At 38.4% G+C, this 25,167-nt stretch carries 22 protein-coding genes; 13 read left to right on the top strand and 9 right to left on the bottom strand.

Annotation, left to right across the window (positions count from 1 at the left end):
• Positions 1–38: 38 nt before the first annotated feature.
• Together C9J41_RS08110 and C9J41_RS08105 are read right to left on the bottom strand one after the other, a co-directional pair.
• Positions 39–416 carry a YgiW/YdeI family stress tolerance OB fold protein gene (locus C9J41_RS08110; protein ID WP_107290746.1) on the bottom strand — a complete coding sequence of 126 codons (378 nt, stop codon included), beginning with the start codon at positions 414–416 and terminating at the stop codon, positions 39–41.
• 200 nt (positions 417–616) lie between these two features.
• Entirely contained in the window at positions 617–1,216 is a 600-nt protein-coding gene (locus C9J41_RS08105; RefSeq protein WP_107207113.1) for a TetR/AcrR family transcriptional regulator, read from the bottom strand.
• A 187-nt stretch (positions 1,217–1,403) separates the two neighbouring features.
• Here C9J41_RS08105 and C9J41_RS08100 point away from each other — a divergent pair, with 187 nt between their 5' ends.
• The 7 genes from C9J41_RS08100 to C9J41_RS08070 all read left to right on the top strand — a co-directional run bounded on the left by C9J41_RS08100 (position 1,404) and on the right by C9J41_RS08070 (position 10,194).
• Positions 1,404–2,516 carry an efflux RND transporter periplasmic adaptor subunit gene (locus C9J41_RS08100; protein WP_369917489.1) on the top strand — a complete coding sequence of 371 codons (1,113 nt, stop codon included), beginning with the start codon at positions 1,404–1,406 and terminating at the stop codon, positions 2,514–2,516.
• A gap of 4 nt (positions 2,517–2,520) precedes the next feature.
• Positions 2,521–5,565 carry an efflux RND transporter permease subunit gene (locus tag C9J41_RS08095; protein ID WP_107206990.1) on the top strand — a complete coding sequence of 1,015 codons (3,045 nt, stop codon included), beginning with the start codon at positions 2,521–2,523 and terminating at the stop codon, positions 5,563–5,565.
• Between the two features lie 178 nt (positions 5,566–5,743).
• Positions 5,744–6,607 (top strand): phospholipase A, encoded by an 864-nt coding sequence (locus tag C9J41_RS08090; protein WP_107207115.1) that lies wholly within the window; start codon positions 5,744–5,746, stop codon positions 6,605–6,607.
• Between the two features lie 171 nt (positions 6,608–6,778).
• Positions 6,779–7,267, top strand: a complete 489-nt coding sequence (locus tag C9J41_RS08085; protein WP_107206991.1) for a TIGR00645 family protein — start codon at positions 6,779–6,781, stop codon at positions 7,265–7,267.
• Between the two features lie 139 nt (positions 7,268–7,406).
• The gene (locus C9J41_RS08080; protein WP_107206992.1) at positions 7,407–7,751 is read left to right on the top strand and encodes a hypothetical protein; all 345 of its coding nucleotides are present in this window, start codon (positions 7,407–7,409) and stop codon (positions 7,749–7,751) included.
• Positions 7,752–7,862: 111 nt separating this feature from the next.
• Positions 7,863–9,779: an ATP-dependent DNA helicase RecQ gene (locus tag C9J41_RS08075; protein WP_107246811.1), complete on the top strand. Its 1,917-nt coding sequence runs from the start codon at positions 7,863–7,865 to the stop codon at positions 9,777–9,779.
• 115 nt (positions 9,780–9,894) lie between these two features.
• On the top strand, positions 9,895–10,194 hold the full coding sequence (locus C9J41_RS08070; protein ID WP_005364200.1) for a DUF406 family protein: 300 nt from the start codon (positions 9,895–9,897) through the stop codon (positions 10,192–10,194).
• Positions 10,195–10,257: 63 nt separating this feature from the next.
• Here C9J41_RS08070 and C9J41_RS08065 read toward each other — a convergent pair whose 3' ends face one another.
• The 7 genes from C9J41_RS08065 to C9J41_RS08035 all read right to left on the bottom strand — a co-directional run bounded on the left by C9J41_RS08065 (position 10,258) and on the right by C9J41_RS08035 (position 17,100).
• On the bottom strand, positions 10,258–10,554 hold the full coding sequence (locus C9J41_RS08065) for a DUF1496 domain-containing protein (protein ID WP_233219066.1): 297 nt from the start codon (positions 10,552–10,554) through the stop codon (positions 10,258–10,260).
• A 97-nt stretch (positions 10,555–10,651) separates the two neighbouring features.
• Positions 10,652–11,056, bottom strand: coding sequence for a DUF4332 domain-containing protein (locus tag C9J41_RS08060; RefSeq protein ID WP_107206995.1), 405 nt, complete (start codon positions 11,054–11,056; stop codon positions 10,652–10,654).
• A 111-nt stretch (positions 11,057–11,167) separates the two neighbouring features.
• Positions 11,168–12,577, bottom strand: a complete 1,410-nt coding sequence (locus tag C9J41_RS08055; protein ID WP_107294445.1) for an undecaprenyl-phosphate glucose phosphotransferase — start codon at positions 12,575–12,577, stop codon at positions 11,168–11,170.
• 211 nt (positions 12,578–12,788) lie between these two features.
• A complete protein-coding gene (gene phaC, locus C9J41_RS08050) occupies positions 12,789–14,564 on the bottom strand; it encodes a class I poly(R)-hydroxyalkanoic acid synthase (protein WP_107206997.1) in 1,776 nt (591 codons plus the stop codon).
• Positions 14,565–14,685: 121 nt separating this feature from the next.
• Positions 14,686–15,036, bottom strand: a complete 351-nt coding sequence (locus C9J41_RS08045) for a phasin family protein (protein WP_005364186.1) — start codon at positions 15,034–15,036, stop codon at positions 14,686–14,688.
• Between the two features lie 70 nt (positions 15,037–15,106).
• Complete coding sequence (locus tag C9J41_RS08040) at positions 15,107–16,312, bottom strand: acetyl-CoA C-acetyltransferase (protein WP_107294444.1); 1,206 nt, start codon at positions 16,310–16,312, stop codon at positions 15,107–15,109.
• A 47-nt stretch (positions 16,313–16,359) separates the two neighbouring features.
• Positions 16,360–17,100: an SDR family oxidoreductase gene (locus C9J41_RS08035; protein WP_107206999.1), complete on the bottom strand. Its 741-nt coding sequence runs from the start codon at positions 17,098–17,100 to the stop codon at positions 16,360–16,362.
• Between the two features lie 701 nt (positions 17,101–17,801).
• Between C9J41_RS08035 and C9J41_RS08030 the strand changes: the two genes are divergently transcribed.
• Genes C9J41_RS08030 through C9J41_RS08005 form a run of 6 tightly spaced genes read left to right on the top strand, consistent with a single transcriptional unit; the run spans position 17,802 to position 24,994 of the window.
• The gene (locus tag C9J41_RS08030; RefSeq protein ID WP_105061879.1) at positions 17,802–18,758 is read left to right on the top strand and encodes a MoxR family ATPase; all 957 of its coding nucleotides are present in this window, start codon (positions 17,802–17,804) and stop codon (positions 18,756–18,758) included.
• Entirely contained in the window at positions 18,755–19,699 is a 945-nt protein-coding gene (locus C9J41_RS08025) for a DUF58 domain-containing protein (protein ID WP_107294443.1), read from the top strand. Before C9J41_RS08030 ends, C9J41_RS08025 begins: the two co-directional genes overlap by 4 nt.
• 3 nt (positions 19,700–19,702) lie before the next feature.
• Complete coding sequence (locus C9J41_RS08020; RefSeq protein ID WP_107294442.1) at positions 19,703–20,212, top strand: DUF4381 domain-containing protein; 510 nt, start codon at positions 19,703–19,705, stop codon at positions 20,210–20,212.
• Positions 20,205–21,170, top strand: a complete 966-nt coding sequence (locus C9J41_RS08015) for a VWA domain-containing protein (protein ID WP_107259822.1) — start codon at positions 20,205–20,207, stop codon at positions 21,168–21,170. The genes C9J41_RS08020 and C9J41_RS08015 overlap by 8 nt, the downstream gene beginning before the upstream one ends.
• Positions 21,163–23,280 carry a VWA domain-containing protein gene (locus C9J41_RS08010; protein WP_107294441.1) on the top strand — a complete coding sequence of 706 codons (2,118 nt, stop codon included), beginning with the start codon at positions 21,163–21,165 and terminating at the stop codon, positions 23,278–23,280. The genes C9J41_RS08015 and C9J41_RS08010 overlap by 8 nt, the downstream gene beginning before the upstream one ends.
• A 19-nt stretch (positions 23,281–23,299) precedes the next feature.
• Positions 23,300–24,994 carry a BatD family protein gene (locus C9J41_RS08005; RefSeq protein ID WP_107246820.1) on the top strand — a complete coding sequence of 565 codons (1,695 nt, stop codon included), beginning with the start codon at positions 23,300–23,302 and terminating at the stop codon, positions 24,992–24,994.
• The last annotated feature ends 173 nt before the right edge of the window (positions 24,995–25,167 follow it).

Below are 25,167 nucleotides of genomic sequence, written 5' to 3'. Positions count from 1 at the left end.
GAAATAGCGATTTATTCAAATTATTTTTGAGGAAATAATTAGTTAGCTAAAGCAACGGCTTTTACATCAATCGTACGCTCAGACCAATCTTTGTCTACTTCGCCACGGATCTTAAGTTTCGTTGATGGTGTTGCATTCACGCCGTTCCAATCATTATGATCGATTTCAACTTTGATTTCACCGGTATTGTCTTTAAACATGTAATCATCATTACCCAGTGAAGTTGTGATGTAACCTGTTAATTCAACAGCCGCGTCATCTTGTGCATTTTTAACTTGGCTAATTGTATTAATAACAGGTGTTACTGAAGGACCAGTGAACCCACCGTGAGCAGGTTGTGCCGGTGCAGCGGTAGTTGCAGCAAACGCTGACGTTGATGCAAGAAGAAAAGCAGAAACAACTAATAATTTTTTCATCACGTTAATCCGATGTTATGAATATTATATTACGGTTGACAATAAGTGTTATTGCTAAAGCAAATATACACCACCATTCAATAACTACAAATAAGTATTTACTTTCCCAACCTATTTCTTAGAGGGATTATATCATGCTATATATCAAATAAACGTGAAGTAATATTGTAAATATCGAGATATCTTTTTTATGAAGAATATTACTTGGCAATAGCAAACGAATTCAAAAATACATCAACAACAGTATTAATATTTTCTTCTACTTGCATACCTTCACAAGGTGGCGCTAGCTCCATGACTTGAGGCCAGAAAAATAAGCCTTGGAATAAACTCATGTAGATATTTGTTAACAAAGCGACATCTTTATCAACAATTGCTTTTTCTTCAATAGCCAATTTAAACCAATCTGCAATTGCACTGGTGCTATACAAATCTTTCACTAAGTTTTTAGCTAATTCTGGCTGGCGAATAAATTCCATTACAATAATACGAGAAAGAGAAATACCATACGTATGGTACAAAATATCAACTTCACGACGTGTAATTTCAATTAACTGTGTTTTTAATGGCATTTGTGGATCAAAATGGTATTGCACATTTTCATTCACTGAGTCTTGAATGATCTTCAATACTGAAATAAATAGCGTTTCTTTACTATCAAAATGACGATATAAAGTCCGTTTTGATACTTCAGCAACCTGTGAAATTCTATCCATATTGGCAGCAATAAATCCATGTTCGATAAATTCTGCTTTTGCTGCCGCAATAATTGCTAAATGTTTACGTTCTGTTTGCTTCATTGATTCACTGCCTATTTTCACCACCTGTGATCCTAATCTAACATTTTGTCACAAAAAAGTACACTTAGTAGTTTACAAAATACCATTCCCCCATAAAATACACCCAAAAGTTTACTTGTTATATTTCCATACAAATAAACATGTTTTCTAATTTTTATACCGTCCCATACTGATAGCGGAGAATCCGGTGAAAACTCAATCAGCAATGTCTAAAATGGCATCATTCTCATTTAGTAAACTCGCAGTGAGTTTTTCAATCGTGCTTGTCGCACTGTCAGGTTGTGGCGATAAAGAACAACAAGAACAAGTTCAAGAACCCATCATTAGCCCTGCGCTTACTGAAATTGTAAAGCCCAAAGCAAATACTAATTTGAGCTTTAACGGTGTCATTCGTTCTGCGCAACGTGCCGATTTATCATTTCAAGTTACAGGTCGAGTAAACCATATCTTTGTTAACGAAGGTGACCGTGTGACTAAAGGTCAACTATTAGCAAAGCTTGATCCCAAAGATGCCCAAACTATTTTTGCCGCTGCACAACTTGAATTAACAGATGCAAGCAAAGCTTACCAACGTGGTAAAGCCATCTATGAAAGCAGCCAAGCGATTTCTAAAAGTGATTTAGATAAACTTATTGTCCGATATAACTTGGCACAAAACCGGGTAAAAGAAGCGAAAAACAAGCTAAATTACACCCAGTTAGTTGCACCATTTAGTGGTATCATTGGACGTAAATTAATTGATAATCACGTTCAAATTCAAGCTAATAATCCGGTATTAACATTACATAATATTGATGACTTAGAAGTGGTTATTAATATTACAGACAGTGTCATGCTTGCAGGAATGACATGTAATAAAGCTGTTGCAGAGTTAAATAACAATACAGATCAATTATTACCTTTGAGTTTGCGTACCTACTCAACCCAAGCCGATCCGATCACACAAACCTTCTCTGTTGTCCTTAGTATTAACGACGACAAAGGGTTAAATCTCTTACCAGGTATGCCCGTTAAAGTTTCTCCAAACCTAGCATTGTGTCCACAAGAAAACCGAAACCCAATTATTGTTCCACTGGCATCTGTCGTTCCAGATAACAAGAGCAAACAATTTGTATGGGTGGTGAATAAAGACAATTCAGTATCAAAACGCTACATCACAGTGGGGAGTGTCAACAAAAACTGTATTACCGTTCTTAATGGCCTAACAGTTGGTGAACGTATTGTCATCGCTGGTGTATCTAAGTTGAAGCCAGGTATGGAAGTACGCCCATACACTGATAACACAAAAAATGGAGCGTAAATAGATGGATATCGCTCGCTATACCATCGCCAAACGAACAAGTGTTTGGGTGATCATTGCACTGATCTTAATTGGCGGTTACATCAGTTACTTAAAGCTAGGTCGTTTTGAAGATCCTGAATTTGTGATCCGCCAAGCCGTCATTGTTACCCCTTATTCAGGAGCAACAGCACAAGAAGTTTCCGACGAAGTCACAGATGTCATTGAAGGTGCGGTGCAATCTTTACAGGAACTAAAAGAAGTTAAGTCTGTTTCCAAACAAGGGATGTCAGAAGTTACTGTTGAGATAAAACTTGAATTTTCAAAAGATCAGGCAGCGCTTCAACAAGTTTGGGATAAGCTACGTCGTAAAGTTGTTGATGCCCAACGTCTTCTTCCTCCTGGTGCTGGCCCATCAATCGTAAACGATGACTTCTCTGATGTTTATGCGCTATTTTTCGCTGTAACGGGAGAAGGCTTTACCGATAAGCAAATACAAGACTATGTTGATTCACTGCGTCGTGAACTTGTGTTAGTACCTGGTGTAGCTAAAACGGCAACATTAGCAGAGCAACAAGAAGGTATTTTTGTTGAGATCACCAGTGAGCGCTTAGCTAATTATGGTTTGTCAGTTGATAACGTTTTATCAGTATTACAAAAACAAAATATTGTTAATGTTGCAGGTAGTCTGACATCTAATGGTATGCGTTTACCTGTTATTCCAACACCTAACGTTAATTCATTTGAAGATTTACGTAACCTTCAAATTGGTATTGGTGATAACCATACTGTTTTACGTTTAAAAGACATTGCCGATGTTAGCCGAGGTTATCAAGAACCCACTAGCATGCTAATGCGCTTTAATGGTGAACGGGCGATTGGCTTTGGTATTTCCAATGTCACTGGTGGTAACGTGGTTGATATGGGTGATGCGGTTAAAGCGCGTATTGCTGAACTTGAAAACCAACGTCCACTGGGTATGGATCTTCATATTATCTCAATGCAATCAGACTCTGTTCGTGATTCGGTAACGAATTTTATCGATAACTTGATTGCTGCTGTGGTGATTGTTTTCATCGTTTTACTGCTATTTATGGGTATTCGATCTGGCGTGATTATTGGCTTTGTATTGCTTTTAACAGTGGCCGGTACTCTATGCATCATGTTAATTGATGACATCGCAATGCAACGAATTTCGTTAGGTGCGCTGATCATCGCATTAGGCATGTTAGTAGATAATGCCATTGTGGTAACTGACAGTATTCTGGTACGCCTCCAAAACAATGAAGATCGTAATGTCGTTATTCCAGAGGTTGTCAATGCAACTAAATGGCCGCTTTTAGGCGGTACTGTTGTGGGTATTTGTGCTTTCAGTGCGATTGGCTTATCACCGTCAGATATGGGTGAATATGCCGGTTCGCTATTTTGGGTGATCTTATACTCAATGTTACTTAGCTGGGTCTTTGCTGTTACCGTAACACCGTTACTGTGCCATCAGTTCTTAAAAGTTAAGATCAAACAACAAGATACTAAGCCAAGTAAAATTGTAGAAAGTTACAAAGCTTTATTAACTTGGGTTTTGTCACACCGTAAAATAACTGGGGCATTGCTACTGGCAACACTGGTTGGCGCTATTTGGGGGATGAAATTTGTACCACCTGGCTTTATGCCAGAATCACAACGTGCGCAATTTGTTGTTGATGTCTACCTTCCTCAGGGAACAGACATCACCAATACAGAAAAAACGATCGCTCGGATTGAACAAGATATTACCAATAAAGAAGGTATCGGGAATATCTCAAGCTTCATTGGTGGTGGTGGCTTACGCTTTATGCTGACTTATGCACCAGAAGCACGCAATCCAAGTTATGGTCAATTACTGATTGATATTGATGATTACCGTAACATAGCTCCATTACTTGTTGAGTTACAAACTGAGCTTGATAATAAATACCCAGAAGCCTCGATCAAAGTATGGAAATTCATGCTAGGTCGTGGGGGCGGTAAAAAAATTGAAGCCGGTTTCCAAGGCCCTGACAGTAGAGTCCTACGTGATCTTGCTGAACAAGCGAAGTCAATCATGCTGTCTGATCAAAACTTGATTGCCGTTCAAGATGATTGGCGTCAACAAGTACCTGTTATTAAACCTGTTTATTCAACAGAAAAAGCGCAACGTTATGGACTAACCAATCAGGAAATTAGCCAAGCAATTGCACAAACGCTATCAGGTCGAACGGTTGGTGTATATCGTGAAGGAAATGACTTAATTCCAATTGTTGTTCGTGCGCCAGAAAGTGAACGTACTCATGAACGTGCTATTGAAAACACAGAAGTCCATAGTCGTATGGTCAATGGACCAATCTCTGTTAGCCAATTAATCGAATCTGTTAATGTCACGTGGGAAGATGCCATCTTACGTCGAATTAACCGTATACCAACCATTTTGGTTCAGGCAGATCCTGCACCAGGTGTACTGACGGCCGATGCATTTAATGAACTGCGTGGAAAAATCGAAGCTATCGAGTTACCACCAGGTTATAAATTGACATGGTACGGTGAATATAAAGCATCCAAAGACGCAAATGAAGGACTCGCGATTTCTGCACCTTATGGTTTTGCTGCGATGATTTTATCCGTGATATTTATGTTTAATGCATTAAAACAGCCATTGATTATTTGGCTAACAGCGCCATTAGCTATTATTGGCGTTACCATTGGTCTGGTTATTTTCCAAACACCTTTCGAGTTTATGGCTATTCTTGGCTTCCTTAGCTTAATTGGTATGATGGTTAAAAATGCGATTGTTCTGGTTGACCAAACAGATGTAGAAATAAAAGAAGGCAAAACACCTTATCAAGCGATTATTGACTCAGCCTTAAGTCGTGCACGCCCTGTTTTACTTGGTGCATTAACCACAATTTTAGGCGTTGCTCCTTTACTTATTGATCCTTTCTTCAAGAGTATGGCAGTAACAATCATGTTTGGTTTATTGTTTGCAACCATTTTAACTTTGGTGATTATTCCACTACTTTATGCAGTACTGTTTAAAGTGGAAATCGAATCACAATAGTAACCACATAGCCAGATATCTTATCCAAGGGACGTATTGTAATACGTCCCTTTTTCATACTTATTTTAATAAATAAACCCAACCAATTTATGATTTCATTAATATCTGTATACATAATATAAAAATTCTGTCTATGATAATAAGAATTTACTCTTAAATGACTGTGACGATAAAAATTATGACGCAATTTGTATGGCAACCAATTAGATACCCTCTACTTTTTTCTACCCTGCTAATTGGCTGTTCTTTTTTTTCTAGTAATGTTTTAGCTGAAGAAGTGGTTAATAACTCGTTAGATTACTCAAGCTCAAATAATCTATTGCTTCAGCAGTACAAAGACAATTACGTTCTACCTTTTTACTACACTCAAAAACCTAACTATCAAGAATACCAATCGATTATTCCTGAAGACGGTAAATTAAGTAAGTACAACGTTAACTTTCAGATCAGCCTAAAGTACCGTTTAGCATCTGGTGTTTTAAATAGAAACGACAAGCTCTATGTTACTTATACACAGCGTTCAAATTGGCAAGCGTACGCTTCTTCAGCCTATTTTAGGGACACTGAATATGAGCCATCTATTTTTTGGACCCTTCCTGAAAAAGCCGAAAATAATGCGTTGGGGTATGCTGGAACAACGGTTGGTCTCGTCCATGAATCTAATGGTAGAGGCGGCGAACAAGAAAGAAGCTGGAATCGTGCATTTGCTGATTTCACATTCGAACATAACAACTACACATTAAGTATCAAGCCATGGCTACGTCTCGACTTTGGTGCAAAAGATTACAATAAAGATATTACCAACTACATGGGATACGGACGCATCAGCATGAACTGGGCTGTTGATAATAATAATCTGATTTCATTAACCGTGCGTAACGCTTTAGAAAGTGGATTTTCACGTGGTTATGAGCGCATTACCTGGAGTTTTCCAATCTATAAGCGCCTACGTGGATATATGATGTTAGAAAGTGGTTACGGTATTTCGATCTCTGACTACAACCATTACGATAATGCAGGTGGTATTGGTTTTTCTTTTTAATCAGTAAAGAGGTTCTATCTGTAATCTTAAGATAGAGCCTTTTATTTACTTCAAGCATAAAATTTTCAGCAAAAAATGCTTTCATCGTGCATTCTAACTATTCACTTCTAGATTTTCGATCTAAAATCCCACTTTAGATTACCCTTCCCCCCTTTTACGAGACACTTTGTGATGGAAAAACTATTTGAACGAATAATGTATGGGTCACGTTGGTTAATGGCACCTATCTACTTCGGTCTCAGCTTTGTGTTATTGGCACTTTCAGTGAAATTCTTTCAAGAGATATTTGATCTAATCCCAGTTATTATCACAATGAAAAGTATGGACTTAGTTCTGATTATTCTTTCACTTGTTGATATTGCTCTTGTTGGCGGACTCGTTGTTATGGTGATGTTTTCTGGCTATGAAAACTTCGTTTCACGCCTAGATCTCGATGATCATGACGACAAATTAGGCTGGTTAGGTAAACTTGATGCAAGCTCATTGAAAAACAAAGTATCAGCCTCTATTGTTGCAATATCTTCAATTCATTTATTAAAAATATTTATGAATATAGAAAATATTGATAACTCAAAATTAATATGGTACCTGCTAATTCATATTACCTTTGTATTATCTGCTTTTGCTATGGGATATCTTGATAAAATCACAAAACACTAAGTAAACAGCAACGCAAGGATGCGTTCACGCGTTATCTACAAACGATTTATTTTTCCTTTTTCTCGAATAATTAGCAATAAACATCATATTGGAACACTATATGCATTTTCTTGTTATATCCCAATAACGAGAAAGACCAATGAAATTATACTTATTGTTTTTTGTGCTTCTTTCATCACCATCAGCGTATAGTTTTAATAATCATTCCCCTATTACTACCTTCGAAGCAAAAACAGCATTAACGTTTGATTCTTCAAACTGTAATACACTCCTCCAACTATCATTTTTCCATGCTGGCTTATGTGCAAACAAAGCGTTAAACAATTTTCAGCCACTTTCGTTAAAACCAACATCATCTCACTATCAAGAAGCAAATATCGCCATAAGTTTTGATTCTGATACACGTTTGTATATCACGTCGTATAGTGAGAATGATGCTTATGGTTTCCATTTACATATTCCTTTAAATATATTTAGTCGGTAGGAATACAACGATAATTATTTCGCAATTTTGTAACGTGATTTAATATCTCATTCCCCTTATGACATCAACATACGGTATGATGCTATCAATTAAGACAATTGAGTATTCAGCATGTATCATCAAACACTTAAAAAATATTTTGGTTTTGATTCTCTTAGAACAGGTCAGGAAGAAGTCATTACTCGTGTTCTTGATGGCCATTCTGCAGCCGCTATTTTTCCTACTGGCTCGGGTAAATCACTGTGTTACCAACTCCCAGCAATTGAATTACCACACTTAACACTGGTGATCTCACCACTCTTAGCATTAATGAAAGATCAGTTGGATTTCCTTGCATCAAAAGGTATTCCCGCAGCATCTATCGACTCAAGCCAAACTTGGCAACAGACTCAGCAAGTTATGCAAAATATTCGCCAAGGCGAAATTAAAGTATTAATGATCTCTGTTGAGCGATTGAAAAATGAGCGCTTTAGACATTTTATCAGTCAAGTCCCTATCTCATTACTCGTCGTTGATGAAGCTCACTGTATTTCAGAATGGGGGCACAATTTCAGACCCGATTACCTGAAATTACCTTATTACCAACAGTCTTTAAATATTCCACAAGTATTACTACTAACAGCCACGGCGACGCCAGCTGTTATTAATGATATGCAAGATAAATTCAATATTGCAAAAGATGATATCGTCGTAACAGGTTTCTATCGCAAGAATCTTGATCTCTCTATTTTGGCAGCCCAAGATGATGAAAAATTGGATGTACTACAGCAACAATTGATAGCACAACCCAATACACCATCTATTGTTTACGTCACTTTACAGCATACTGCAGAAGAGATTGCGGCAACTCTCACAAGTAATCATATTCCCGCTCAAGCTTACCATGCAGGTATGGATGCCGATCGCCGCCAGCATATACAACAACAGTTTATGGCAGGAGAAATCAATTGCATTGTTGCCACCATCGCCTTTGGCATGGGGATCGACAAATCTGATATTCGCCAAGTGATACACTTCGATCTACCAAAATCAATTGAAAACTATAGTCAGGAAATAGGTCGTGCTGGTCGTGATGGTGAAAACTCAACCTGCACAGTCATTGCAAATAAATCAGGTCTAAATGTGCTACAAAATTTCATTTATGGAGATACTCCTGATCGCAGTTCGATAGCAACCGTATTACATGAAATCAAAGCACAATCACAACAGTGGGAAGTAATGAATAATCGGCTATCAAAAGATGCCAATATTCGATTATTGCCTTTAAAAACACTATTGGTCTATTTAGAGATTCGCCAGATCATTGAGCCTCAATATACTTATTTTGCTGATTACCGTTACAAGCTCAACATTAGCCAGCATGAAATTTTATCGCATTTTAATAATGAGCGTCGCCAGTTCGTCGAAGCAATTTTTGCTTGTTCAACAAAAGCAAGAGTATGGAATACACTAGATATGGACGCATTATGGCAAGGCTATAATGCAGATAGAAAACGTGTTGTTGCTGCGATTGACTATTTTAATGAAAAAGGTTGGATCACTTTAGAAAGCAAACAAATGACTGACGTATATGCTATCAAAAATCATCACTTTGATATCGGTGTTGAGAGTGAGGCGCTGTATCAACTGTTCCAACAAAAAGAGCATAGTGAAATAAAACGTATCAATAGTATGATTGATTTTTTTGAAAGCAAAACCTGTTTAAGTTATCAATTAGCGCGTTATTTTGCTGATCATCATGCTCCGGAACATTGTAACCATTGCTCTGTTTGTCGAGGAAAAAGTATCACATTGCCACCATTACCGACACTACCAGAGGTTTCCGATCACGTTTTAACCCAATGGTGCGATCAATTCATCAATGCATGTGATATAGCACCATCTGTTGCTGCTATTACACGATTTTTAAATGGTATGACAACACCATTGACCACCAAGATAAAAGCCAAGCAATTTGATGGTTTTGGTCAACTTGAAGCGTACCCCTTTGAGCAAACTTTTGCTCACATTACACGCTTATATGGCTAATCTATGTTAATTCTTTATCAATTTAGATATATGAAACTCACTTTTCATTATTAATGAATAGCGATCTACATCACAACGTTCTAGAATAGCCCCTTAACCGATGGGGATTAAAGTTATGACTATTGAAAAAGAAGAATACCAAGTTTGTGAAGCATGTGGTGTATCAGGTGAACTCGGTTTTATCATCAAAGAAAACGATGATACTGCAGACGTTCAAATCTTTGCTCAAGGTAAAGATGCACTAGAAGTAGAATTAGCAAACTACCTTGCACTAGCAAAAGAAGTGAATGCTAACTACAAAGTTGAAACAACCCCAGTAGATGAAAATAGCACTGAATTAACAGCGCGTATTCAATTCGAATGCAGTGCTGAGAAGCTAATTTTCGAACTTCGTAGCCGCTCTCTAGCTAAGTAATTATTGTTCTTTAGCTTAAGCCAGCAATGATTATCAATATAGATAATCATTGCTGGCTTTCTTTTATTTTACTGGTACTAAGTTTTTCCACATTAAGCGACCGTTTAATTCCACTTCATTTTCAACAGCACACTGAAGTTTATAACCATCGATATCAATAATCGCGCCCAATGAATAAGCTTTATCCTCATAGAAGCATAAACGCTGATTGGTTACTTGCCCATCAAGATTAAACTCAATACTTGGCTCTATTTTTGACGTATCTGTAACACTGTAGTTTTTCGCCTGTGTCGGTAGGCTTAAGAGCATCATTACTAAGCAACTTATTACGAAACAATTAATAGAACGCCCGTTCATCATCCCAAACTCCATTCATATCCTTTATTTCTATAGGCGACTATATATTTCAAATAATAAAAAAGCAGCCAAAATGGCTGCTTTCTGATTAGATAAAATATTAATATTCAATTGCTCGAGGCAATTCCTTCGCTTGTGCAATCCAATCTTGAACACTTTTCAATGCCGGTAATTGACGAACTAGTGCCTTTTCTTCATTCACTTCTAGCATTTTTGCATGTAAATTTTCTGCATTACGCTGCGCAAGTTCTGGAACCGTATCAACACCAGAAAACTCTAATAAATCAGCGTATTGAGTGCTAATACCTTTAACACGAGATAAATCAGCTCGGTTAATCCACTTTAATACTAATTTACTACTAATGCCCGTTGCTTCAGCAATAGCTTTTCGGCCTGCAGGTTTCTGACCTTTATCTAATAATTGCTCCATCGTATGGACATCTGCCGCTTCTAATTTAGCCGCATATACTTCACCGATACCTTCAATAGTTGCTAGTTTAGTCATTACCCGCTCCAAATATTAAATAAAGCCCGTCGTTACAACATAATAGACAACAGAAAATTAAAAAACTCAAAAAAATGCAAAAAATAATTTCAATCCAGTAATGGAGGTAAATTAATATGCCGTTTCGCTGACAAAGCCTTTAAAAATGGTTAAGAAAATAATCTTTAAATCTAAGACTAAGCTCCAATTCTGCATATAACGAATATCATATTGAATTCGTTTTTCCATCTTATCAAGCGTGTCCGTTTCACCACGATAACCACTTATTTGTGCAAGCCCCGTGATGCCAGGTTTGATTTTATGACGAATCATATAGTTATCGACAAGAATTCGATATTCTTCATTGTGTGCGACAGCGTGAGGACGCGGACCTACAATCGACATGGTGCCTTGCAATACATTAATAAACTGTGGCAATTCATCTAGTGATGTTCGACGAATAAACGCACCGAATTTAGTCACTCGTGGATCATTTTTAGTTGCTTGTTTCACCACATGGTTATTTTCCATTACTTTCATGGAACGGAATTTCCACACTTTAATTTTGTTACCACGAAGACCATAACGATCTTGCTTAAATAAAATAGGACCAGGCGAACTCAATTTAACACCGATAGCAACAGCGATAAGTACAGGTGAGATAAGAAGCGTAATCACACTACCAATAATCAAATCTTCCAGACGCTTAATGTAATCACCAATACCTTCAAAAGGACTCGCAAAAACACTCAATGTCTCCACATTACCCACACGACAAATTTGAGAAGCATTCAAATTATAAGTAAAGAGATCAGGTACCACAAAAGTATCAACCGTTGTATCTGATAACTGATGTAAGAAGAAATGTATACGTTCTTTGGCAACCATAGGCAAAGCGACATACACATCATCAATTTCGCCTTTTTTTGCAAAGGAAATAAGCTTGTTAACTTTCCCTTTACACTGAGATTTCGTTAAATAACTAAAGCGTTCTTCACCACGATCATCATAATAACTAATTTCAAAATTCGTATTTTTGTATTTCTCTAATAATGCTTTCTCTATTGCTAAACCCGCTGTTGTCATTCCTAGAATAGCAATACGATGTGTTTTTTTATGGCGACCAATGTATTTAGTTACATAATAAACAGCAATACGCGAACTCCAAATAATCAGAAACGATAATAAAAACCACGAAAGTCCTATATTTCCAATAAAGCCCCGTACATTGACATGATCAATGAAAGCGAAGAAAAACGTTATCGATAAAACACAGAACTCAACAAGTAAAAAGTTACCTAATAAGCGCAAAGTCATTCGTCGATAGTTAGCACGATTTTCTTTGTCATAAAAACCAACGTAGTGGCCACAACCGACGAAAGTAACGCTGATAAAAATACCGTATAATAAATCAAACGGTGATGGTTCTTGGGCAAAAAATGCATAGACAAGAGTAAGAGAGAAATTTATAACTAAAAAATCAAAAAAATTAATTATAAATGAATAACCATCATCGGCTACTTCAAGAGTTTTTCTATTCATTAACACGCCCGTTTTATTTCCAATAGGAAAAGTCTACATTCTGACAATTATTTTTATTTTTGTTCAGATATCAACATCGTAAATCGTTAAATAATACATGAATCACAACTAGTATATACATTTTATCTAAAATGGCTGATTTAAAATATCATATTTATGTCAAAAAAAAAGCTCAGCATTTATAATGCTGAGCCTTATTCATTCAGAGGAGTTATTTAAGTGGCAGTGTTTCTTTCACATAATCTCCAGGCGCTGTATAAAGTGCTTTATAATTATCACTTCCAATTTCGCGTGCCGGCACTTTTTCTTTCTTATTAAAATCCCCTAACCAAGTATCCCAATGCGTCCACCAAGAGCCATCTTGACGTTTAGCATTATCTAACCAAGATTCTGGGTTTTCTTCTTGCTTATCACTTAGCCAAAAACCATATTTATTCTTTTTAGGATGATTTACAATCCCAGCAATATGACCAGACTCTCCTAGTACAAATGTCGACTTCCCACTTAATTTCTGAGCGCCTCTGTATGTACCTTGCCATAAAGCGATATGATCTTCTTGAGTAGAAATAAAGTATGTTGGTACTTTGATTTTAGATAAATCAATAAAAACACCACCAATTTTTATTCCTTTATTATCGACTAACTTATTATTTAAATAAAACTCGCGTAAAATAGTACTATGACATGCAGCTGTAACATTCGTACTATCACCGTTCCAATAAAGTAAATCGAAGTCTATTGGACTATTACCTTTTAAGTAATTATTGACATAATAATTCCAATAAAGGCTATTTTCACGCAATAAACTAAACGTCACACTCAAAGAGCGGCCGTCCATATAACCATTAACATCGTTCTGTGCTTCAATTGCTGATACTAATGGATCATTAACATAAGCACCAATTTCACCCGGTTGTGAAAAATCGAGTAATGTTGTGAAGAATGTTGCTGATTTAATACGATTACGCATGCGTTTTGCTGCGTAATACGCCAGAGTAGTAGCTAATAATGTACCACCAATACAGTAACCCGCTGCATTGATTTGTTTTTCGCCAGTGATATCTTCAATAGCGTCAACGGCAGGGATAACACCGTCTAGTACATAGTTTTCAAAATCCACCTCCCTTTGTGGTGTACCTGGATTTCTCCAAGACATCATAAAGACAGTATGACCTTGCTCTACAAGCCAACGAACCATTGAGTTATTTTCACGTAAATCAAGGATATAATATTTATTGATAAACGGAGGAACAATTAACAATGGTGTACTATTAACATTTTCAGTTAATGGCTTATATTGAATAAGTTCAAATAACTCATTTTTAAATACGACGTCACCATCAGTATTTGCAATATTGACACCCAGTTGGAATGCGTCGCGATTAGTCATGCGAATTTTCAGGACATCCGCACTGCTCTGCATGTCTTCTTGCAGTAACTCCATCCCTTTAATTAAGTTTTCACCATTAGTTTCAACGGTCAACTTAGCCAGTTCTGGGTTTGTAGTAACAAAGTTTGTTGGCGACATCGCATTGATTGCTTGGCGTGAAAAAAAGCCTAAACGCTCTTTTGCCTTCTCATCAACACCTTCAATAGAATCAATCGCTTCACGCATTGAGTCGCTAAAAAGCAAATAAGATTGCTTAATATAATTGTAAAACGCTTCATTTTCCCACGCAGGATCGCTAAAACGTTTATCATCTTTTGCTGGCTTAATTAGAGATTGTCCACCATCAGTTGATGGCATCGCGATGTTCTGCCAGATTTTTACTTGTTTTTCCCACCAATCCATTTGGACTTGAGCAAGTGCTGCTGGCTGTGATGCTGCTTTTTCAAAAAACTCTGCAGTATCTTCCAAATTAATATCATTCAGCGCTTTATTTAATGGGGTGTTCATGGCTGCCTTGCCGGAGTCTAACTCCTTCCACCATAGCTGGTTCATATCTTGGAGCTTGGCAAAGTAGTCCGAAAAGAAGTGATTGTTCATAACAAAAACCCTGTACTTGGACTAATTCAATTACACTAAGGAACAGTTGACTCAGCATAATTGAGATAAGCTGTAACAAAAAAGTCGCCCTCATATAAATGAGAGCGACTAGAAATAAACCTTAAGCTACTGGCGTTGCTTTTTTAACATTGTCAGCAACAAGCTCTTCTACTTCTGTTTTGAATGATTGAGCAACAGCGTTGAACTTGTTGCTATCATCAATAAGCTGCTTAGAAAGCTTAGTCAACGTTTCAAGTTGTTGGCTATTGAACGCAGTTAGAGATTGGATATCTTTTACTTCGCTAACAGCTTTAAGCTGAGACAGACCTAAATCACTGTATGCGCGAACAGCAGCAAGTTGAAGTTCAGTTAGTTCTTCAACATTCTTAGTGAATAGTTTGTTGAACTTAACGTATGGTGCTAGAGATTTCTCAGTTTGTTCAGAGAACGACTTAAACATTTCCGTATACATAGATCTTTCCTCATTGATAGTAATAAAGCACTGCATGTATCCTCATACAGCGCCGATATTTAGATAAAAATTAAACGCGTTTTAGAATGACCGCTGTACCCATACCACCACCTACACATAAGGTCGCAATACCGTACTTATCTTCGCGGCGGCGCATTTCATGTAATAAGCTCACTAAAATACGATTACCTGATGCACCTAATGGGTGACCTAGAGCGATGGCTCCGCCATTGACGTTTACACGTTCAACGAGATCTTCAACTTTTGAATTCGTTTCTTTTGCTACTTCATAAAGCACACCCAACGCTTGGCCAGCAAAAGCCTCGTTAAACTCTAAACGCTCAATTTTATCAATTGATAGTTGTGCTTTATCTAATGCTTTAAGTACTGCTGGCACAGGCCCTAAGCCCATGATTTCAGGAGCAATACCTGCTTGCGCATAACTTTCAATTTCAGCAAGTGGCGTCAGGTTATATTTATTTACTGCCGCTTCTGAAACAACAATAATTGCACTACCGCCATCATTAATACCTGATGCGTTACCTGCAGTAACAGAACCATCACGTTTAAATGCAGGACGTAGTTTTGCCAGACCTTCGATTGAAGCATCTTGTTTCGGGTACTCATCGGTATCAACAATAACCGTTGCACGACGACCTACTACTTCTACAGGTGTAATTTCATCAACAAACTTGCCTTGCTCAATAGCAGCAACGGCTTTTTGTTGGCTCGCTAGTGCGAAATTATCTTGCTGTTCACGTGTTAAGCCTACTTTCTCAACAACATTCTCAGCGGTTACACCCATGTGGTAATTATTAAAGGCATCCGTTAAACCGTCAGCAATTAATAAATCGCTAAGTTCCAGATTACCCATTTTTTGCCCATCACGAATTTTCGATGATGCACAAAATGGAATTTGAGACATGTTTTCTGCGCCTGCAGCAACCACGATATCAGCATCACCTGCTTTGATGTGGGCGGCAGCATCCATTACCGCTTTCATACCACTACCACACACCATGTTTAATGTGTATGCAGGTACTTCATTAGGAATGCCCGCTTTTAAAGCTGCTTGTCGACCCGGTCCCATACCTTGACCAGCACCAACGACATTTCCGAAAATCACTTCATCAATCGCTTCTACTGGTACTGATGTTTCTGCTAACGCGCCTTTGATTGAGGCTGCGCCAAGTTCTGCTGCTGTTACTGATTTTAGTGCACCGCTAAAACTACCGATTGGTGTACGTTTTGCAGCAACAATAAATACCCTAGCCATATTAATTCGCGTCCTTACTTAAAAATTCAATAATCAGTCAATCTTGATCAGTTCATGTATAAGCCGCCATTTACTGATAATGTTTCACCAGTAATATAGGCTGCTGCATCACTTGCTAAAAATGTCACTGTTGCCGCTACTTCTTGTGGTAGCGCTAAACGGCGCATCGGAATTTCAGCTTTAATTGAATCAAGTATTTCAGGTTTAATCGCTTCAACCATTGGCGTGCCGGTATAACCAGGAGCGACCGCATTTACCGTTACGCCAGCACGTGCGCCTTCTGCTGCTAGTGCTTTTGTAAAGCCAATCATGCCAGCTTTAGCTGCTGAATAGTTTGCTTGACCAAACTGACCTTTAAGTCCATTTACTGATGTAATATTAATAATGCGAGCATTACCTTTATTACACATTGAGTCGAATAAAGGCTGAGTAACATTGAACAGACTATTTAAATTTGTGTTGATTACTGCATTCCATTGATCAGCAGTCATACGCTTGAATGTCGTATCTTTAGTGATACCTGCGTTGTTAACTAGCACATCGATTTGACCTTCTTCCTGAAGCAATGTTGCTAACGCTTCTTGACAGTAATTCGTATCAGTTACGTCGAGTGGAAATAGTCGAACAGACTCAGATGAATAATTATTATCCGCGAACCACTCTTGAGCCGCTTTTTCACCTGTTGGATAATATGTTGCAACTACTCGAAAACCTGCATCGACTAATGCTTGAGTGATCGATGAACCAATACCACCTTTAGCACCTGTAACTAATGCTACCTTACTCATTTAAGGCTCCTTCCTTTCTATCAAATTATTAATACACTTAATAAGCTCAAGGTTTGTTCCATAAATTTAAACAATTCAACCTATGAGCTCTATCTAATCATTAATACAACATAGCTCACATATTAAGCCGCATATAATACAGATGTATTACAAACACGTTGCATATTTAATATAACAACACAGATGCATATTGATGGCAAGAAAGGAATTAACAATTTCAACGCTATTTGTCACTGGTATTAACAAAAGTGTTAATATAACTAAAGTGACAAATTTGAATTTAACAATATATTTATGGATTAATATCAGAGCATTCTTGGATAAATTTATTATTCCAATAAAAAAAATACTGTTAGAAATCTTGTTAACCGTGCAATAAAACACATTATATATTTGTTAATAATGCATTTCTTATTAAGACGTTGTGAGAAAAGTTATGCGCCATCTTTGAAATACTACTTAGCGTTTACTTTTTGAGCAGCTCTATCTCAACCTTTGTTTGCAGTAATTCAAAACATAAGACGACATAAGTGACTTGATAACTTTCTTGCTGCCCTGATATATATAAAACGCCATGAAACGTATCGAATGAATGGTTAACAGCTATTCTGATAATCTAAAAAACGTGAACTAAAGCCATATTAGATAGTCTCAGGTTTTTTACTTAATGTATTAAGTAAGCTCTATAGGAAAATGAATTTATGTTAGCGAGTACTTTTCAACGATTAAATCACTACTTACAAAGCCAAGTCATTGGTCAACCCGATTTAGTGAAACAGTTATTAATTGCTTTACTGGCTGATGGACACATCCTTGTAGAGGGGCCTCCAGGACTAGCAAAAACACGCGCTGTTAAAGTGCTTTCTGATTGTATTGAAGGTGAATTTCACCGTATTCAGTTTACGCCCGATCTATTACCTGCTGATTTAACAGGTACTGATATTTTTCGTCCTGAGACAGCTGAATTTATTTTCCAGCCAGGCCCTATTTTCAACTCATTAATTCTTGCAGATGAAATCAACCGTGCGCCGGCAAAAGTGCAAGCCGCAATGCTTGAAGCGATGGCTGAAAAGCAGATCACCGCTGGTCGAAAAACATACCCATTACCTGAGTTATTTCTCGTAATGGCAACGCAAAACCCAATTGAGCAAGAAGGTACTTACCCACTGCCTGAGGCACAATTAGACCGTTTCTTATTACAACTTAATGTCGATTATCCTAGTGCTGAAAGTGAATTAGAGATATTACGTCTGAACCGTGGTGAAGCATTAGGTATTGAAAAAGCAGAGCCTATTCATATTAGCCAACATGATATTTTTGCTGCGCGAAAAGAAGTGCTTAACATTCATATGGCAGAAGATGTAGAGCATTACATTATTCGTCTCGTCATGGCGACACGCCAATCTGAAAAATTCAGCTCTCAGCTAAAAGATTGGCTTCAAATGGGTGTTAGCCCACGAGCAACACTAGCTCTTGATCGTTGTGCTCGTGCTCATGCTTGGCTAAGTGGTCGTGATTTTGTTACACCAGAAGATATCCAAATAATGGCATATCCTGTTTTACGTCATCGCTTATTACTTAGCTATGAAGCACAAGCAGAAGGTATTGCCGCAGATCGCGTAGTTGAAGAATTGATTTCACAGGTTGCTAGTATATGAGCAAATCACACTTAACCGTAGCGCTGCCACCCCATAGCGATGGGGTTAATGTGTGTTTGGCTGAGCTACTGCAATATAAGAATCAGGTCGTGCGTTGGTTGCCACCAGCGCACAGTATCTGGTCACAATTAAATGGCCTACATCAAAGTCGCCACAAAGGACGTGGGATGAACTTCTCAGAAGTACGTCCCTATCAAGCTGGTGATGATATTAGAGCTATTGATTGGCGTGTAACCGCACGTACTGGCAAAACACATACCAAACTATTTACCGAAGAACGCGAGCAACCCGTTATGTTGCTTATTGATTTAAGCCGAAGCATGCAATTTGGCTCACAATTAATGCTGAAATCTGTTCAAGCGGCTCACTTTGCTAGCTTATTAAGCTGGCTTGCTATAAGTGAACAAGATCGTATAGGGGCAGTAATTTATAACGGTTTGAATGTTAATGAATGTAAGCCAACGGCACGCCAGCAAGGTCCACTTCATATCATCAATAAGCTGATTGAATCACAACAGTTAGCATTAAATTCATTAGAACAGCCTCAACAATTTAACTTTTCTGATGCATTAAAACGGTTACACCACCTTTGTTCTAAAGGTAGTGAAATTATTGTTATCAGCGATTTTAACCAATTATCGCTTAATGATAAGCGACGTTTAACACAATTACGTCAACATAATCGAATTCAGTTTGTCCAAATCCATGACCCACTAGAACAAGGACAAACACAATTTAGAGGCTATGAACATGTTGCTGATAAAGAGCAATCTGCATGGCTTAATTTTTCATCAAAGAAAACACGTGATTCATTAAGTCAGCAGTATCTAACGCATCAAAACTTTGTGGCTGATATTGCGAAATCACTTGCGATCCCTCTACATTATTTATCTGCAGCGGAACCTTTGTTGCAGCAATTAACAACGCGTCAAAGGAGTTAAGTAATGGCAACACCAAGCGTTCAGCAACTCCCTTTAGCGGATATACATCTTCCTCAAGCTCCAAACTTTTGGCCTTTAGCATGGGGATGGTGGGTATTATTTGCCGTGGTGATCCTCGCTATTGCAGTTGTCGTCACTTTTATTCGGCGTAAAAAGCATGCTGATGCTGCACAAAAAGAAGCATTACAGAAACTGTCGCTAATAACAGCAGAACAAGGGTTACCCGCTCTCAATACGTTACTAAAACAATCCGCGTTAAGTTATTACTCGCGCACCATTGTTGCACCATTAACAGGTGAGGCATGGTTGGCATTTTTAGATAATCAACTGCCCGTAAAATATAGTGGTTTTTCAGAACTTAAATCGGTATGGCTATCAGGTTCATTTTCAAATACGCCACTGAGTCATGATGACTTTCAACAATGTAAAACAATGGCAAACACATGGCTTAAACATGCTTTGCCGCCACGAAAACTACCCAGCATGACGCAAAAGGAGTCTTCAAATGTTTGAATTTGTATGGCTTTGGGCTTGGGCATTGTTGCCTTTAGCATGGCTCGTTTACCGTTTTAGTAAACCGGTTGTGCAACCTGCGGCAATTCAATTACCCAAATTACCCAGCGGTGTTGGTCAAAAACAGCCTCGCTCAATCATACGTAAAGTATTAATGGCTTTACTGTGGACTTGTCTTGTCTGTGCTGCTGCAAGACCGGTTTGGTACGGGAATCCTATCGAAATAAAACCAGAACACCGTGACATGTTATTAGCTGTCGATTTATCAGGCTCAATGTCAATTCCAGATATGGTGACTAAAAATGGGAAAAGTATTGATCGCTTAACCGCAGTAAAACATGTGTTATCGGATTTTATTGAAAAACGAAAAGGTGATCGCTTAGGTTTAGTCCTTTTCGCTGATCATGCTTACTTACAAACACCTCTTACATTTGACCGTAAGACGGTTGAACAACAACTAGATCGTACTGTTTTAGGCTTAATTGGGCAAAGCACTGCAATTGGTGAAGGCCTAGGTATTGCGACAAAAACCTTTATTAACAGTAAAGCGCCACAACGGGTAATTATTTTATTAAGTGATGGTGCAAATACCTCTGGTGTAATTGATCCACTTGAAGCCGCTAAATTAGCCAAAGAAAGCGGTGTGAAAATCTATACCGTAGGTGTTGGTGCCGATCAAATGGTGCAACAAGGTTTCTTCGGTGATCGCATCGTCAATCCATCACAAGATCTTGATGAAAAGACTTTAACTGAAATCGCCAAGATGACGGGCGGTGAATATTTCCGAGCACGTAATCCACAACAGCTTGAGAAAATTTACGACATCATCAATAAACTTCAACCTGTCAATAACGCCCAGCAAACATGGCGTCCACGTGATGAGTTGTTCCGATATCCTTTAGCCATAGCATTACTACTTTCTGTCGTCATTGCTGTTATGAGGAGACGTCATGGCTAATTTTACTTTTATGCACCCTATGTGGTTTTTGGCACTTGTGCCATTAGTCTTTCTTTTACCTTGGCTTAAAACCAAGAAACAAACCACGGGGTTAATTGCGCCACACCTAGCAAAAAAATTAGGTATGGCTCAGCCTAAATCGACATCATGGCCCATTGCCATACTCACTTTGGGCTGGCTAATCGCTGTTATTGCGATGGCTGGTCCTAGTTGGCAAAAAGTAAAACTACCTGCTTATAACTTAAGTGGCGCACGCGTATTGGTAATGGATATGTCCCGCTCTATGTATGCGACCGATATAAAACCGAACCGTTTAACACAGGCGCGTTTTAAAGCGCTTGATATGTTACCGGGCTGGAAAGAAGGCAGTACGGGGTTAGTCACCTATGCGGGAGATGGCTATGAAGTCAGCCCGTTAACTGAAGATAGCCATACTTTAGCAAACTTGATCCCTAGCCTATCGCCAAAGATTATGCCAATTCCTGGTAGTAATGCCGCGGCAGGTATTGCTGAAGCGATAAAGTTACTTAAACAGGCTGGTAATAGTACGGGTGATATTATCTTAGTGACCGATGGTATGTCTAAGCAGGAATCAGCTAAAAGTTTAGCCGAATTAAAAGGTACTAAATATCGTGTCTCTATCTTAGCAATGGGCACAGTTGATGGAGCACCTGTTCCACTGCCTGATGGTCGATTATTAATGGATAATGGCTCTCCTGTTATTTCAAAAATTAACCTGAAAACACTAGAACCTATTGTTAAGCAAACGGGTGGTATTTTGCAGATGGTTCAACCGACAGATCAAGATGTTAATGCGATTGTCCACTTCACTGCAAAACCACAAGATAGCGGTAAAAAAGATCAACAAAAAGAACTGCAAGAACGTTTAAATGGCGGATTTTGGTTAGTTTTACCTTTGTTATTACTGGCATTACTGGGTTTCCGCCGTGGCGTTGTCATTGCCACTATGTTCTTCTTTTTACCTATTGATCATGCACAAGCGAGCCCATGGGTAAATGCTGAGCAGCAAGCTTACCAAACTTATACCGATGGTAAATATAAGCAAGCGGCACAAGATTTTGAATCTCCGCAATGGAAAGGTATCGCTGAATATAAAGCAAAAAATTATGCACAAGCCATTGAAACCTTAAAACCATTACATGATTCAATGTCGCAGTACAACCTAGGTAATGCTTATGCACAAAGTGGGAAGTTACAGCAAGCAGTAGATACCTATGAAAAGCTACAGAAAGCCGATCCTAACTACCCCGATGTTAAGAAAAACCTCGATATAGTGAAGAAAGCACTGGAGCAACAAAAGAAACAACAGCAACAGAATCAGCAGAATCAGCAGAATCAGCAGAATCAGCAGAATCAGCAGAATCAGCAGAATCAGCAGAAGAGTGACAAGCAACAGCAGCAATCACAAGGCTCTAACAACAAAAATCAGAGCCAAGATAACAGCCAGCAGTCACAACAAAACCAAGATCAGCAGAAATCATCAGATAACAAACAATCTAATGATAAGCAGTCTTCACAATCGAAACAAAATGACCAAAAGCAGGATCAGAGCAACACGAGTAAACAGCAACAAGGTCAGTCTGATAAACAACAAGGGAAAGAACAGCAGCAATCTCAGCAAGCAGGTAGTGATAAACAATCACAGCCAGAAAAAGAGAAAACTGCCGAGCAAAAAGCGGCTGAACAACAACGTGCTGATGAAAATGCGAAACAAGCAGCAAAGCAACAGCAACAGCAACAGCAACAGCAACAGCAACAGCAACAGCAACAGCAACAGCAACAGCAACAGCAACAGCAACAGCAACAGCAACAGCAACAGCAACAGCAACAGCAACAGCAACAGCAACAGCAAGCAGAGTCAAAATCAGCCACTAAGTCAGAACAAGATAAAAACAAAGAAACAACCAACAACAATCAAGTACGAATGAGTGACCAAGCAGCAAAAGACGGGGATGTGCTTTCAGCCAGTAACCCTATTTTGAAAAAATTGGAACAAGTGCCTGATGACACCAGTGGTTTGATCCGAGCTCAATTAATTTTGCAAGCGCAACAGAAAGAAGCGCAGCAAAAAACTGAGAACTCATGGTAATAGGACAATGAATAGATTTATGAATAAATTATTTTTTGGCAAAAAAGTAACGACACCATTGTTGTACATTGCTTTGTTTTTCAGTGCGCTACTATCAACCCAAGTGATGGCGGCACAAGCGGAAGCAACAGTGTCTAAAAATATTGTTGGTGTTAATGAGGTTTTCCAATTAACGGTTGCTGTCGATGATAGTGTGAATACCAATTCACTTGATCTTGCGCCATTAAGTCCTGATTTTGCTTATGGTCGTCCTAGCGTAAGTAGCGGGACTTCGATGATTAATGGGGTTATCTCACGTAATACTAGTTGGACAGTAGCACTAGCTGCAACCAAGGTTGGCACTCTTACTATCCCTGCGTTTCAAATTGGTAGCTCAAAAACCGAACCAATTACGATTACTGTTTTAAAAAGCAGTAAACAAACACAGGCAGCCAATGCGAAGCAATCATCTATTTCCATTGAAGGTATTAACGATAAATCAACCATCTATGTGGGCGAATCAATTAATTATCGGGTGCGTATCTTAATTGGCGAGCAAATGGATCAAGCGACTTTAGCACCACCTTATGGTGATGGACTAACAGCAACGCAAGTTGGGCAAGATGCTCAAAACGAAGTTGTTCAAAATGGACGTCGCTATATTGTGATCACCCGCAATTACCAGATCACAGCAGATAAGCCAGGGAATATTACCTTACATGGTGCGAAATTCAGCGGTAGCGTGATTAAAGGGAGTCGTGGCTTCGGCTCAACATTAACAGTGCCAGTGGATAAAACAGCAAAAAATATTGAACTAACAATTAAAGCAAAACCAAGTAACTATAAAGGTTTATGGCTACCAACCTCTGATTTGCAACTCAATCAGGTATGGCAACCATCGGTCAATGGTAAAACAACCGTAGATGCAAAAGTAGGCGAGCCTATTACACGTATTTTAACCTTACGTATTAAAAATATTGCCCAAAGTAATATGCCGAATATCAGCTTAACGTATCCAACATCGGTAAGAAGTTATGATGAGAAACCTGAATATTCAGAAGGGAATGGCTATACAACAATGACGTTAAAGCAAGTCATCATTCCTCGTGAAACAGGCACGATTGAATTACCTGCGGTTAGCATTAATTGGTGGAATACCCAGCAAGAAAAGCAGCAAACCACAAAAGTTGATGGATTAACATTAAATGTAACGGTCGATCCCAATGCAGGCAATACAATTACGCCACCAGCATTAACAACCCCATCCGTTGTTACGCCTCAACATAGCGCTAATACTAACAATGCGGGTAATAATGTAGCACAACATGACTACTGGCAATGGGCGACAGCAGTATTTGCCTTACTTTGGTTAATAACACTAGGACTATTAATTAAAGCCCGTAAAGCGCAGCCTGCATCACATACCGAAATCGTGCTTCAATCAGGAACGACGAATGTAGAGCAAGCGTTGAAAGAAGCCATTACCAAACGTGAAACTGTACAAATTCAAACTTACTACCAACAATGGAAACAGCAGCAGCGTGAGAAACTCTCTGCCAATCCAGATCTAGCAGAACAATTAGATAATGCTGTCGCTGAAATTATGGCATCAACTTACAGCCAAGATCGCCAGCAATGGAATGATAAACGTATTATGCAATTGCTTAATCAAGCACAGCAACTGAAAGCAACTGCATCACGTGCATCATCTCTCTCAGACTTAGATCCTAAATAAATATATAAATTTAATAGCGACCTCAAAAACCTCTGTGGCAGATATAAATGCTGTAGCAGAGGTTTTATTTTCTTACATATTAAAGCATTTAATTCTTTCTGTTTTTTTGCCTTTTCATCACGATTGGCATAACCACACAACATCCATTAACACACATTATACATTCACTGTCA

Origin of the sequence: Photobacterium sp. GB-50 (genome assembly GCF_003026755.1) — a bacterium.
Lineage (GTDB): Bacteria > Pseudomonadota > Gammaproteobacteria > Enterobacterales > Vibrionaceae > Photobacterium.
This window is presented reverse-complemented; position numbering and strand designations above follow the sequence as displayed.

Excerpts from the sequence above, each read along its gene's own strand:
- C9J41_RS08110 (WP_107290746.1), bottom strand. The coding sequence starts at position 416 with ATGAAAAAATTATTAGTTGTTTCTGCTTTTCTTCTTGCATCAACGTCA.
- C9J41_RS08105 (WP_107207113.1), bottom strand. The coding sequence starts at position 1,216 with ATGAAGCAAACAGAACGTAAACATTTAGCAATTATTGCGGCAGCAAAA.
- C9J41_RS08095 (WP_107206990.1), top strand. The coding sequence starts at position 2,521 with ATGGATATCGCTCGCTATACCATCGCCAAACGAACAAGTGTTTGGGTG.
- C9J41_RS08090 (WP_107207115.1), top strand. The coding sequence starts at position 5,744 with ATGACGCAATTTGTATGGCAACCAATTAGATACCCTCTACTTTTTTCT.
- C9J41_RS08085 (WP_107206991.1), top strand. The coding sequence starts at position 6,779 with ATGGAAAAACTATTTGAACGAATAATGTATGGGTCACGTTGGTTAATG.
- C9J41_RS08080 (WP_107206992.1), top strand. The coding sequence starts at position 7,407 with ATGAAATTATACTTATTGTTTTTTGTGCTTCTTTCATCACCATCAGCG.
- C9J41_RS08075 (WP_107246811.1), top strand. The coding sequence starts at position 7,863 with ATGTATCATCAAACACTTAAAAAATATTTTGGTTTTGATTCTCTTAGA.
- C9J41_RS08070 (WP_005364200.1), top strand. The coding sequence starts at position 9,895 with ATGACTATTGAAAAAGAAGAATACCAAGTTTGTGAAGCATGTGGTGTA.
- C9J41_RS08065 (WP_233219066.1), bottom strand. The coding sequence starts at position 10,554 with ATGATGAACGGGCGTTCTATTAATTGTTTCGTAATAAGTTGCTTAGTA.
- C9J41_RS08060 (WP_107206995.1), bottom strand. The coding sequence starts at position 11,056 with ATGACTAAACTAGCAACTATTGAAGGTATCGGTGAAGTATATGCGGCT.
- C9J41_RS08055 (WP_107294445.1), bottom strand. The coding sequence starts at position 12,577 with ATGAATAGAAAAACTCTTGAAGTAGCCGATGATGGTTATTCATTTATA.
- phaC (WP_107206997.1), bottom strand. The coding sequence starts at position 14,564 with ATGAACAATCACTTCTTTTCGGACTACTTTGCCAAGCTCCAAGATATG.
- C9J41_RS08045 (WP_005364186.1), bottom strand. The coding sequence starts at position 15,036 with ATGTATACGGAAATGTTTAAGTCGTTCTCTGAACAAACTGAGAAATCT.
- C9J41_RS08040 (WP_107294444.1), bottom strand. The coding sequence starts at position 16,312 with ATGGCTAGGGTATTTATTGTTGCTGCAAAACGTACACCAATCGGTAGT.
- C9J41_RS08035 (WP_107206999.1), bottom strand. The coding sequence starts at position 17,100 with ATGAGTAAGGTAGCATTAGTTACAGGTGCTAAAGGTGGTATTGGTTCA.
- C9J41_RS08030 (WP_105061879.1), top strand. The coding sequence starts at position 17,802 with ATGTTAGCGAGTACTTTTCAACGATTAAATCACTACTTACAAAGCCAA.
- C9J41_RS08025 (WP_107294443.1), top strand. The coding sequence starts at position 18,755 with ATGAGCAAATCACACTTAACCGTAGCGCTGCCACCCCATAGCGATGGG.
- C9J41_RS08020 (WP_107294442.1), top strand. The coding sequence starts at position 19,703 with ATGGCAACACCAAGCGTTCAGCAACTCCCTTTAGCGGATATACATCTT.
- C9J41_RS08015 (WP_107259822.1), top strand. The coding sequence starts at position 20,205 with ATGTTTGAATTTGTATGGCTTTGGGCTTGGGCATTGTTGCCTTTAGCA.
- C9J41_RS08010 (WP_107294441.1), top strand. The coding sequence starts at position 21,163 with ATGGCTAATTTTACTTTTATGCACCCTATGTGGTTTTTGGCACTTGTG.
- C9J41_RS08005 (WP_107246820.1), top strand. The coding sequence starts at position 23,300 with ATGAATAAATTATTTTTTGGCAAAAAAGTAACGACACCATTGTTGTAC.